The sequence below is a fragment of the Streptomyces actuosus genome (genome assembly GCF_016921115.1).
GTDB classification, from domain to species: domain Bacteria; phylum Actinomycetota; class Actinomycetes; order Streptomycetales; family Streptomycetaceae; genus Streptomyces; species Streptomyces actuosus_A.
Map to the genome: position 1 here is coordinate 227,609 of NZ_JAFFZS010000004.1, position 11,918 is coordinate 239,526.

At 70.8% G+C, this 11,918-nt stretch carries 10 protein-coding genes; 5 read left to right on the forward strand and 5 right to left on the reverse strand.

All coding sequences use genetic code 11. The annotated features are described in order from the left end of the window. Position 1: 1 nt before the first annotated feature. The gene (tal, locus tag JS756_RS07950; RefSeq protein ID WP_205382288.1) at positions 2-1,120 is read right to left on the reverse strand and encodes a transaldolase; all 1,119 of its coding nucleotides are present in this window, start codon (positions 1,118-1,120) and stop codon (positions 2-4) included. 34 nt (positions 1,121-1,154) lie between these two features. Next, positions 1,155-3,257: a transketolase gene (gene tkt, locus JS756_RS07955; RefSeq protein ID WP_205382289.1), complete on the reverse strand. Its 2,103-nt coding sequence runs from the start codon at positions 3,255-3,257 to the stop codon at positions 1,155-1,157. Positions 3,258-3,634: 377 nt separating this feature from the next. Here tkt and JS756_RS07960 point away from each other — a divergent pair, with 377 nt between their 5' ends. From JS756_RS07960 to JS756_RS07970, 3 genes are all read left to right on the forward strand, one after another. Further along, positions 3,635-4,621 (forward strand): heme o synthase, encoded by a 987-nt coding sequence (locus JS756_RS07960; protein ID WP_205382290.1) that lies wholly within the window; start codon positions 3,635-3,637, stop codon positions 4,619-4,621. A 267-nt stretch (positions 4,622-4,888) separates the two neighbouring features. Beyond that, positions 4,889-5,209: a hypothetical protein gene (locus JS756_RS07965; protein WP_205382291.1), complete on the forward strand. Its 321-nt coding sequence runs from the start codon at positions 4,889-4,891 to the stop codon at positions 5,207-5,209. Between the two features lie 80 nt (positions 5,210-5,289). Beyond that, positions 5,290-6,396 (forward strand): amidohydrolase family protein, encoded by a 1,107-nt coding sequence (locus JS756_RS07970; RefSeq protein WP_205382292.1) that lies wholly within the window; start codon positions 5,290-5,292, stop codon positions 6,394-6,396. A gap of 31 nt (positions 6,397-6,427) precedes the next feature. On the opposite strand, the gene JS756_RS07975 is transcribed toward JS756_RS07970, so the two are convergent. The 3 genes from JS756_RS07975 to JS756_RS07985 form a co-directional block, all read right to left on the reverse strand. Further along, positions 6,428-7,441, reverse strand: coding sequence for a COX15/CtaA family protein (locus tag JS756_RS07975; protein WP_205382293.1), 1,014 nt, complete (start codon positions 7,439-7,441; stop codon positions 6,428-6,430). Between the two features lie 46 nt (positions 7,442-7,487). Beyond that, positions 7,488-8,204: an ABC transporter permease gene (locus JS756_RS07980; protein WP_240203469.1), complete on the reverse strand. Its 717-nt coding sequence runs from the start codon at positions 8,202-8,204 to the stop codon at positions 7,488-7,490. A gap of 232 nt (positions 8,205-8,436) precedes the next feature. Continuing rightward, positions 8,437-9,360: an ABC transporter ATP-binding protein gene (locus tag JS756_RS07985; protein ID WP_205382295.1), complete on the reverse strand. Its 924-nt coding sequence runs from the start codon at positions 9,358-9,360 to the stop codon at positions 8,437-8,439. 336 nt (positions 9,361-9,696) lie between these two features. Here JS756_RS07985 and JS756_RS07990 point away from each other — a divergent pair, with 336 nt between their 5' ends. Both JS756_RS07990 and sufB read left to right on the forward strand, forming a co-directional pair. Next, a complete protein-coding gene (locus JS756_RS07990; RefSeq protein ID WP_205382296.1) occupies positions 9,697-10,458 on the forward strand; it encodes a helix-turn-helix transcriptional regulator in 762 nt (253 codons plus the stop codon). Next, positions 10,455-11,876: a Fe-S cluster assembly protein SufB gene (gene sufB / locus JS756_RS07995; RefSeq protein WP_205382297.1), complete on the forward strand. Its 1,422-nt coding sequence runs from the start codon at positions 10,455-10,457 to the stop codon at positions 11,874-11,876. The genes JS756_RS07990 and sufB overlap by 4 nt, the downstream gene beginning before the upstream one ends. The last annotated feature ends 42 nt before the right edge of the window (positions 11,877-11,918 follow it).

Here is an 11,918-nt window from a genome sequence, read left to right on the forward strand (position 1 = left end):
TTCAGCCCTCCGAAGGGGCGAGGCGCTTCAGCTCCGCCTCGGTCGAGGCGAGCAGGTCGTTCCAGGAGGTCTCGAACTTCTCGACGCCCTCGTCCTCCAGGATCTGCACCACGTCGTCGTACGAGATGCCCAGCTTCTCTAGGCCGTCGAGGTCGGCGCGGGCCTGCTCGTAGGTGCCGCGCACGGTGTCGCCGCTGATCGAGCCGTGGCTCTCGGTGGCCACCAGGGTCGCCTCCGGCATGGTGTTCACCGTGTTCGGCGCCACCAGCTCGTCGACGTACAGGGTGTCCTTGTACGCCGGGTCCTTCACGCCGGTGGAGGCCCACAGCGGACGCTGCTTGCGGGCGCCCGCCTTCTCCAGGGCCTGCCAGCGGTCCGAGGAGAAGACCTCCTCGTAGGCCTGGTAGGCCAGGCGGGCGTTGGCGACCGCTGCCCGGCCGCGCAGCGCCTTCGCCTCGGGCGTGCCGAGCGTGTCGAGCCGCTTGTCGACCTCGGTGTCCACCCGGGAGACGAAGAAGGACGCCACGGAACGGATCTTCGACAGGTCGAGACCCTTCTCCGAGGCCTTCTCCAGACCGGCCAGGTACGCGTCCATGACCTCGCGGTAGCGCTCCAGCGAGAAGATCAGGGTCACGTTGACGCTGATGCCGTTGCCGATCACCTCGGTGATCGCCGGCAGCCCTGCCTTGGTGGCGGGGATCTTGATCAGGGTGTTGGGGCGGTCGACGAGCCAGGCCAACTGCTTGGCCTCGGCGATCGTGGCCCGGGTGCGGTGCGCCAGGCGCGGGTCCACCTCGATGGAGACCCGCCCGTCCTGGCCGTCCGTGGCGTCGAAGACCGGGCGCAGGATGTCGGCGGCGTCCCGGACGTCCGCCGTGGTGATCATGCGGATGGCCTCTTCGACGGTGACCTTGCGTGCGGCGAGGTCGGCGACCTGCTGCTCGTAGCCGTCGCCCGAGCTGATCGCCTTCTGGAAGATCGTCGGGTTGGTGGTGACGCCCACGACGTGCTGCTGGTCGATCAGCTCGGCCAGGTTGCCGGACGTGATCCGCTTGCGCGACAGGTCGTCCAGCCAGATCGCGACGCCTTCGTCGGAGAGGCGCTTGAGTGCGTCTGTCATGGAATTACATCTCCTACGTGTCGATATATGGGCGTCAGCGCTGAACGGCTTCGAGGGATTCCCTGGCCTGCGCGGCCACATTCTCGGGAGTGAAGCCGAACTCGCGGAAGAGGACCTTGCCGTCCGCCGACGCACCGAAGTGCTCCAGGGAAACGATGCGACCGGCGTCCCCGACGTACTTGTGCCAGGTCAGACCGATGCCGGCCTCCACCGCGACGCGCGCCGTGACGGTCGGCGGCAGGACGCTGTCCCGGTACCCCTGGTCCTGCTGCTCGAACCACTCCACGCACGGCATGGACACCACCCGGGTGGGCACGCCCGCGCCCTGGAGCTGCTCCCGCGCCTCGACGGCGAGGTGCACCTCGGAGCCTGTGGCGATGAGGAGGACCTGCGGCTCGGTGGTCTGCCCGTCGGGGCCCTCGGCCTCGAACATGACGTAGCCGCCGCGCGCGGTGTCCTCGTTCGGCGCGTAGGTCGGCACGCCCTGGCGGGTCAGCGCCAGGCCGTGCGGCTGGCCCTTGCCGAACTCCTTCGTCCAGCGCTGGAGGATCTCACGCCACGCGATCGCCGTCTCGTTGGCGTCGGCCGGGCGGACCATGTTCAGGCCCGGAATGGCGCGCAGCGAGGCCAGGTGCTCGACCGGCTGGTGGGTCGGGCCGTCCTCGCCGAGGCCGATGGAGTCGTGCGTCCACACGAAGGTCACCGGCAGGTGCATCAGCGCGGACAGCCGGACGGCGTTGCGCATGTAGTCGGAGAACACCAGGAAGGTGCCGCCGTAGATGCGGGTGTTGCCGTGCAGGGCGATGCCGTTCATCTCGGCGCCCATCGCGTGCTCGCGGATGCCGAAGTGGATCGTCCGGCCGTACGGGTCGGCCTCCGGCAGCGGGTTGCCCTCCGGGAGGAACGAGCTGTTCTTGTCGATGGTGGTGTTGTTCGAGCCGGCCAGGTCGGCCGAGCCGCCCCACAGCTCGGGGACGACCGCGCCGAGCGCCTGGAGCACCTTGCCGGAGGCGGCGCGGGTGGCCAGGCCCTTGCCCGCCTCGAAGACCGGGAGCTTCTCCTCCCAGCCCGTGGGCAGCTCGCCGGCGCTGATGCGGTCGAACTCGGCGGCGCGCTGGGGGTTGGCGTCGCGCCACTGCTGGAGCGACTTCTCCCACTCGGTGCGCGCCTGCGCACCGCGCTCGCCGGCCCTGCGGGTGTGGGCGACGACCTCGTCGGCGACCTCGAAGGACTGCTCCGGGTCGAAGCCGAGGACGCGCTTGGTGGCGGCCACCTCGTCGTCGCCGAGCGCCGAGCCGTGCGCGGCCTCGGTGTTCTGCGCGTGCGGGGCGGGCCAGGCGATGATCGAGCGCATCGCGATGAAGGACGGCCGGTCGGTGACCTTCTTCGCGGCCTCGATCGCGTTGTAGACGGCGTGCGGGTCCAGGTCGCCGTCCGGCTTCGGGGCGACGCGCTGCACGTGCCAGCCGTAGGCCTCGTACCGCTTGACGGTGTCCTCGGAGACGGCCGTCTCGGTGTCGCCCTCGATCGAGATGTGGTTGTCGTCCCACAGCAGGACCAGGTTGCCGAGCTTCTGGTGGCCGGCGAGCGAGGACGCCTCGGCGGAGATGCCCTCCTGCAGGCAGCCGTCGCCGGCGATGCAGTAGACGAAGTGGTCGAAGGGCGACTCGCCCTGCGGTGCCTCGGGGTCGAACAGGCCGCGCTCGTAGCGGGCGGCCATCGCCATGCCCACCGCGTTGGCGACACCCTGGCCCAGCGGGCCGGTCGTCGTCTCCACGCCCTTGGTGTGGCCGTACTCCGGGTGGCCGGGAGTCTTCGAGCCCCAGGTGCGGAAGGACTTGAGGTCGTCCAGCTCCAGGCCGAAGCCGGCCAGGTACAGCTGGGTGTAGAGGGTCAGGGACGAGTGGCCGGCGGACAGCACGAAACGGTCGCGCCCGACCCACTCGGGGTCGGCGGGGTCGTGCCGCATCACCTTCTGGAAGAGGGTGTATGCGGCCGGAGCCAGGCTCATCGCCGTACCGGGATGGCCGTTGCCGACCTTCTGTACGGCGTCGGCGGCCAGGACTCGGGCGGTGTCGACGGCCCGCTGGTCCAGTTCGGTCCACTCGAGGTCTGTGGTGGTCGGCTTGGTGCTCACCCTGATTCAGGGCTCCTCTCCACATGTCGAATACCGGTGTTCCGGGCACGCGCCCACCGGCTGCCGGTGTGTTCGGACTCACCGGCCGCAGTCGAGCCTACCCTCGTAAAGACGTGCGTTTTTGCGCGTCTTTCCAGACTGCCGGGACTGTCGCCCATCCGCCTCCCGACTGGGCCGTTTCCCATTTGGCACATGAATACGGAGCCGCTCATCTGACCGCTCAATCGAGCTTCGGTTCGCCCGAAGGACCACCCCCGCCGAACACGACCCCACCCCCGCGAAGATCGGGGTATGGGCAACGTCTACAGTGGCGTGGTACGCGCGAGCCTTTACCGCCACTTCCCACGGCGAGGCTTGCCTGGGATGTCTCTGTAGGGGTGTGCGTGACGGCCGTTGAATCCCGTCCAGCGGGTGTGGGCACTTCCCACGCCGTGCGGGCTGTGGGAGAGCGTGGTACGAGGCAGAGCCCGAGTCGTCGGCCGTTCGGGGCCCGTGTGAAGGCATTCGTGGCTCTGACCAAGCCGCGGATCATCGAGCTGCTGCTGATCACCACCGTTCCGGTGATGTTCCTCGCGCAGCAGGGCGTGCCGGACCTGACGCTGGTGCTGCTCACCTGCGTCGGCGGCTACCTTTCCGCGGGTGGCGCCAACGCGCTGAACATGTACATCGACCGCGACATCGACGCGCTGATGGACCGTACCTCGCAGCGCCCCCTGGTCACCGGCATGGTCGGCCCGGGCGAGTGCCTCGCCTTCGGCATCACCCTCGCGGTCGGCTCCACCCTGCTGTTCGGCCTCACCGTGAACTGGCTCAGCGCCTGGCTCTCGCTCGGCGCCCTGCTGTTCTACGTCGTCGTCTACACGATGATCCTCAAGCGCCGCACCGCGCAGAACATCGTGTGGGGCGGCATCGCGGGCTGCATGCCGGTCCTGATCGGCTGGACGGCCGTGAAGGACTCCCTGTCCTGGGCGCCCGTCATCCTCTTCCTCGTCATCTTCTTCTGGACCCCGCCGCACTACTGGCCGCTGTCCATGAAGGTCAAGGAGGACTACGCGCGCGTGGGCGTGCCGATGCTGCCCGTCATCGCCTCCAACAAGACCGTCGCCCGGCAGATCGTGCTCTACAGCTGGGTCATGGTCGCCGTGTCGCTGATGCTCACCCCGCTCGGCTACACCGGCTGGTTCTACACGGCGGTGGCCCTGGCCGCGGGCGGCTGGTGGCTGTGGGAGGCGCACGCGCTGCAGAACCGGGCGAAGGCCGAGGCCACGGGCGCGAAGCTGAAGGAGATGCGGCTGTTCCACTGGTCCATCACCTACGTGTCGCTGCTGTTCGTGGCGATCGCCGTGGACCCGTTCCTGCGCTGAGCGCTCCGCCGGAAGTGCCGCGGTGCGACGCCGGTCGACCGCGGGGCCGTGGCCGGTGGCGCAGTTCCCCGCGCCTCTTCGGGGCAATGCCGAACCGCGCGCGGACTCGACCCGACCCGTTCCGCGGCCGGCGCCTTCGCCGGCCATCGCGGCCGCCGGCCCGCCGAAGGCGCCGGGCCCTGCGGGTGGGACCGTCCGGGGGGTACGTGGTCAAGGCCACGCCCCCGCCCGTCGCCGTTCGATCTACCCATCGGTAGCATCCTGGCCATGGCAGACACGCAGCAGGTTGACGCGAAGGCCGAGCGCACGGTGGCGAAGCTCGCCCGGCGGATCGGTGCCTTCTCCAAGGCGCACGGCGGCGCCGAGGGCCAGGTGGCCTACATCGGTGAGCGCGGTGCCCGCATCGTCCTCGTGGGCGAGGACGGCGGCTGGGGCGACCTGGTCGCTCCGTCGTACGAGATCGCGGAGCAGGCCGTCAGGAAGTCCGGGATCACCGTGCACGAGGCGTTCGACGGTGAGTTCGCCGCGAAGGTGAAGACGGGCGCGTACGAGTGGAAGCGGATGGCGGGCATGCAGATCGGCGGCTGAACCGCCCATCACCTGGCCCCCGGCTCACCCGTTAGGACGTGGGAGAGCACACAGCACACGTCCGCCTGCGGGGAGCCAGGATGATCGAGACGCCGTCCCTCGTGGACCAGTACTGCCACGGCGTACTGAGAACGGAACTGGGCCTCGGCACGTTCGAGGCCCAACTCGCCCGCACCGAGGGACCGCCCGCCGCCGGCACGACCCTCTTCGACACACAGACGGGCTTCGCTGTTCGCCGCTGGTGCCCCCCGCTGCTCGGCCTGGAACCGCACTGCCCACCCGCCCGCTACCTCGCCCGGCGCCGGGAACTCGGCGTCCTGGAGGCGGGCCGCAGGCTGCTGCGCGGCAGCGGTATCACCACCTACCTGGTCGACCCCGGACTGCCCGGCGACCTGACCGGACCGGCCGAGCTGGCCGCCGCGGCCGACGCCGACGCCCGCGAGATCGTACGGCTGGAACTGCTGGCCGAGCAGGTCGCGGACACCTCCGGCACCGTGGAGTCCTTTCTCGCCAACCTCGCCGAGGCGGTGCGCGGCGCCGCCGCCCACGCCGTCGCCTTCACCTCCGTGGCGGGCCAGCGCCACGGTCTGGCGCTGGCCCCCGAGCCGCCGGGGCCGGGGGAGGTGCGCGGCGCGGCGGACCGCTGGCTGGCCGGGCGGCGGGTCGGCGGTGAGGTGAGCGACCCGGTGCTGCTGCGGCATCTGCTGTGGAGCGCGGTCGCCTCGGGACCGCCGATCCAGCTGCACGCCGGGCTGGGGGAGCCGCCCCGGCGCATCGACCGCACCGATCCCGTGCTGCTCACCGACTTCGTGCGTGCCACTGCCGGACTGGGCACCGACCTGGTGCTCCTGCACGGCTACCCCTACCACCGGCACGCCGCCCACCTCGCCGGCGTCTTCCCGCACGTCTACGTCGACTCCGGCGCCACCCTGGTCCGCACCGGCGCGCGGGCCGCGACCGTCCTCGCGGAGATCCTGGAGCTGGCCCCCTTCGGGAAGATCCTCTTCTCCAGCGGAGCGCAGGGCCTGCCCGAGCTCCACGTGGTAGGGGCGGGGCTGTTCCGCGAGGCGCTCGGCCGGGTGCTGGGGACCTGCGCGGCCGAGGGGGCGTGGTCGCTGGGGGACGCGCAGCGGGTGGCGAGGATGATCGCGGCGGGGAACGCCCGCCGCGTCTACCGCCTGGGCTGAGCTGCGGCCGGGCCGTCGGGCGGTGCCGGTCTCACGCGCTCGTCAGGGGAGCCGTCTCCGCCGCCGGACCGGGCAGGTCGGCCTTCGCCGTCGCGGGGCGCTCCCGCAGCGACAGCAGCAGCCGCAGCACCCAGATCCACATCAGGGACGAGCCGAGCATGTGCAGAGCCACCAGGGCCTCGGGCAGGTGCGTGAAGTACTGCACGTAGCCGATCACGCCCTGGCCCAGCAGTACGACGAACAGTTCGCGGGTGCGGTCCAGCGGCCCCTTCGGCGCGTCGACCGCCTTCAGGACGAACCAGAGCGCGAACGTCAGCGTCACCACGATCCAGGCCAGCACCGCGTGCAGCTTGGCGACCGACTCCCAGTCGACGGGGATCCGCGCCACTTTGCTGGAGTCTCCCGCGTGCGGGCCCGCGCCGGTGACCACAGTGCCGACCAGGATCAGCAGTGAACTGGCCGCCACCAGGAACCACACCAGCTGCACGACGGACCGGCCGACCAGGGGCCGGGGGGCCGCGTCACCCTCCCCGACCCGCTGCCACATCACCACGGCGACCGTGATCAGTGCGGTCGTCGCGACGAAGTGGGCGGCGACCGTGTACGGGTTCAGGCCGACCAGCACGACGATGCCGCCCAGGATCGCGTTGCTCATCACGACCCAGAACTGCGCCCAGCCCAGCCGGGTCAGCCCGCGTCGCCACGGCTTCTGCGCCCGGGCCGCGACGATCGCCCAGCCGACTGCCGCGCACAGTACGTACGTCAGCATGCGGTTGCCGAACTCGATGGCGCCGTGCAGGCCCATCGCGCTGGTCGCGGTGAGCGAGTCGCCGGTGCACTTGGGCCAGGTCGGGCAGCCCAGACCGGAGCCGGTCAACCGGACGGCACCACCGGTCACCACGATGACCACCGACATCACGACGGACGACAGGGCGGCCCGCCGGACCGTCCGGGGAGCGGGCGTCCAGCGTGCGGCGATGAAGGAGAGCGGGTTGCGCACGGCCACGAGGGCGTCGGCGCGGGTCAGCTTTGGCACGCCCACCATCGTAGGCGCCTGCTTGTGCACGCTTTCACGAGGGTCGGTCACGGCCCTACTCCCAGCGGAAGAGCTTCCCGGCCGCCGCGAGCCCCGCGACCGCCCACACCGCGAGGATCCCCAGGTCGCCCCACGGCATACCGGCCCCGTGCTGGAGGACGTCGCGCAGCCCGCCGGACAACGCGGAGATGGGCAGCAGCCCGAGCACGTCCTGGGCCGCCGAGGGGAACTTGTCCAGCGGTACGACCACCCCGCCGCCGACGAGCAGCAGCAGGAAGACCAGGTTGGCGGCGGCGAGCGTCGCCTCGGCCTTCAGGGTGCCGGCCATCAGCAGGCCGAGGCCGGAGAAGGCGGCCGTGCCGAGGACCAGCAGGAGCAGCACGGCGAACGGGTCGCCGTGCGGCGACCAGCCCAGCGCGAAGGCGATCACCGTCAGCAGAACCACCTGCAGCACCTCGATGACCAGGACGGACATGGTCTTCGCGGTCATCAGCCCCCAGCGCGGGAGGGGGGAGGAGGCCAGGCGCTTCAGCACGCCGTACCGGCGCTCGAACCCGGTCGCGATGGCCTGCCCGGTGAACGCGGTGGACATCACGGCGAGGGCCAGGATGCCGGGGGTCAGGAAGTCCACGGCCCGGCCCGCGCCGGTGTCCACGATGTCGACGGAGCTGAAGAGCACCAGCAGCAGGGTCGGGATCACCACCGTGAGCAGCAGTTGCTCGCCGTTGCGCAGCAGCATCCTGGTCTCCAGCGCTGCCTGCGCGCCGATCATGCGGGACAGCGGGGCGGCGCCGGGCCTCGGACTGTAGGTGCCGGTGGTGGTCACGAACGCGGCTCCTTGCCGGTGAGCTCCGGGCTGTGCTTTTCCGGGGGGCGACCCCCGGACCTCCGGCCGGCCGGTGTGCTGGGCGGGATCATGAACGCGACTCCTTGCCGGTGGGCTCCAGGCTGTGTCTTTCCGGGTGCAGCCCCCGGACCCCCGGCCGGCCTGTGCTGGGCGGGGGTCATGAACGCAACTCCTTGCCGGTGAGCTCCAGAAAGACGTCTTCGAGGGTGTGCCGCTCGACGGAGATCCGGTCCGGCATCACGCCGTGCTGGGCGCACCAGGAGGTGACCGTGGCGAGCAGCTGCGGGTCGACCTTGCCCGTCACCCGGTACGAGCCCGGTGTCAGCTCGGCGGCCGCGGAGTCCGTGGGCAGCGCCTTGAGCAGCGAGCCCACGTCGAGTCCCGGACGGCCGGTGAAGCGCAGGGTGTTCTCGGCCCCGCCGCGGCACAGCTCCTCCGGGGAGCCCTGGGCCACCACCCTGCCGGCGTCGATGATCGCGACGTCGTCGGCGAGCTGCTCCGCCTCGTCCATGTAGTGGGTGGTGAGGATCACGGAGACGCCGTCGGCGCGCAGGTCGCGCACCAGATCCCAGGTCGCCCGGCGGGCCTGCGGATCCAGCCCGGCCGTCGGCTCGTCCAGGAACACCAGTTCCGGACGCCCGACCACGGCCATCGCCAGCGCCAGGCGCTGCTGCTGGCCGCCGGAGAGCCGGCGGTAGGGGGTGCGCCCGCAGGATCCGAGGCCGAGCCGCTCGACGAGTGCGTCGACGTCCAGCGGGTGGGCGTGCAGCCGGGACGTGTGCCTGAGCATCTCCTCGGCCCGCGCGCCCGAGTAGACCCCGCCGGACTGGAGCATCACCCCGATCCGCGGGTGCAGGGCCGCCGCGTCCCGGACCGGGTCGAGGCCCAGGACCCGCACCGTGCCCGCGTCCGGCTTCCGGTACCCCTCGCAGGTCTCGACGGTGGTCGTCTTGCCGGCGCCGTTGGGTCCGAGGACGGCGGTCACCCCCGCCCGGGCCACCAGGTCGAGGCCGTCCACCGCGGTCTTCGTGCCGTACCGCTTCACCAGGGCCTGGACCTGGACGGCGGGCTCAGTTCGCATGGTCCGAGTCTAGGGACGCGCCGGGTCCCTCCGGACGGGTGGGTGGAACATCGTCCCTTTCGGGGAACCGCGGCGCCCGCCGGCTGTGCAGCGACCCGGCCGGCGGGTGCCTCCCCGGGTGCCCCGGGGAGGCAAGAGGCCCGGTCGGAGGGGGTGCCAGCAGGTGTGCCGGGCCGGGCCGGTGACCACGCTCCGCACCCCGGGTCCGCTCGATGGGGGAATGTTTCCGCAGGTCAGGAGAGGTGCCGGATTAGGCATGCCTAAGTGACGCAGGGCACCGCCCGGCCGGACGGACGCCGCTTGTCACGCTCTGAGGAATTACGCAACAATGGCGTTGTGAAAAACGTCGGCGAGGCTCGGGAGACCCCCAAGGGGGCCCCGCACGAGGAGCTTGCGGCCGCGTTGCGCTCGGACCGCTCGACGCGCAACCGGGTCGCGCGCTCGATCCTGGATCACGGCCCGTCCACCGTGGCCGCGCTCGCCGGCCGGCTCGGCCTGACCCAGGCGGCGGTACGCCGCCACCTTGACGCGCTGGCCGCCGACGACGTCGTGGAGGCCCGCGAGCAGCGGGTGTACGGCGCGCGGACCCGGGGCCGCCCGGCCAAGGTCTTCGCACTCACCGACTGCGGACGAGACGCCTTCGATCAGTCGTACGACACGCTCGCCGCGGACGCCCTGCGCTGGATCGCCGAGCAGCAGGGCGGCGCCGACGCGGTCGCCGCCTTCGCCCGCGCCCGGATCGCCGCGCAGGCCGGCGCCTACCGCCGGGCGGTCGAGGCCGCCGAGCCCGACCGCCGCGCGGAAGCACTGGCCAAGGCCCTGAGCGCGGACGGGTACGCTGCTACGGCACGCAGCGCACCCCTCCCGCGCAAGGGCGAGCAGCTGTGTCAGCACCACTGCCCGGTCGCCCACGTCGCCGAGCAGTTCCCGCAGCTGTGCGAGGCGGAGACGGAGTTCTTCGCCGAGCTGCTCGGCACGCACGTGCAGCGGCTGGCGACGATCGCGCACGGCGACGGCGTCTGCACGACGTTCATCCCCGAGATTTCTCAGACCACCGACAACGCACCTGCAAGCACGGCCGGGAGGAACCCCGCATGACTCTCCCCACGGAGACTGCCCACCCCGAACTCGAGGGCCTGGGCAAGTACGAATACGGCTGGGCCGACTCCGACGTGGCCGGTGCCTCCGCACGGCGCGGTCTGGGTGACGAGGTCGTCCGTGACATCTCGGCGAAGAAGGCCGAGCCGGAGTGGATGACCAAGCTCCGCCTGAAGGGCCTGCGGCTCTTCGAGAAGAAGCCCATGCCGAACTGGGGCTCCGACCTGTCCGGCATCGACTTCGACAACATCAAGTACTTCGTGCGCTCCACGGAGAAGCAGGCGGAGTCCTGGGAGGACCTGCCCGAGGACATCAAGAACACCTACGACAAGCTCGGCATCCCGGAGGCGGAGAAGCAGCGCCTGGTCGCCGGTGTCGCCGCGCAGTACGAGTCCGAGGTCGTCTACCACCAGATCCGCGAGGACCTGGAGGAGCAGGGCGTCGTCTTCCTCGACACCGACACCGCCCTCAGGGAGCACCCGGAGCTCTTCAAGGAGTACTTCGGCACCGTCATCCCCGCCGGTGACAACAAGTTCGCCGCGCTGAACACGGCCGTGTGGTCCGGCGGCTCCTTCATCTACGTGCCGAAGGGCGTGCACGTCGAGATCCCGCTCCAGGCCTACTTCCGCATCAACACGGAGAACATGGGCCAGTTCGAGCGGACGCTGATCATCGTCGACGAGGGTGCCTACGTGCACTACGTCGAGGGCTGCACCGCCCCGATCTACAAGTCGGACTCGCTGCACTCCGCGGTCGTCGAGATCATCGTCAAGAAGAACGCCCGCTGCCGCTACACGACCATCCAGAACTGGTCGAACAACGTCTACAACCTGGTCACCAAGCGTGCCGTCGCCTACGAGGGCGCGACCATGGAGTGGGTCGACGGCAACATCGGCTCCAAGGTGACGATGAAGTACCCGGCCGTCTACCTGATGGGCGAGCACGCCAAGGGCGAGACCCTGTCCATCGCCTTCGCCGGCGAGGGGCAGCACCAGGACGCCGGCGCCAAGATGGTCCACATGGCGCCGAACACCTCCTCCAACATCGTCTCCAAGTCGGTGGCGCGCGGGGGCGGCCGTACCTCCTACCGCGGTCTGATCGAGATCGGCGAGGGCGCCCCCGGGTCGAAGTCGAACGTGCTGTGCGACGCGCTGCTCGTCGACACCGTCTCCCGCTCGGACACCTACCCCTACGTCGACGTCCGCGAGGACGACGTGTCCATGGGCCACGAGGCCACGGTCTCCAAGGTCTCCGAGGACCAGCTCTTCTACCTGATGAGCCGCGGTCTGAGCGAGGACGAGGCGATGGCGATGATCGTGCGCGGCTTCGTCGAGCCGATCGCCAAGGAGCTGCCCATGGAGTACGCGCTGGAGCTCAACCGGCTGATCGAGCTGCAGATGGAAGGCGCGGTGGGCTGACCCCCGCCCTCCCCGTCAGGTCCTACACGCAACGGAAAGCGA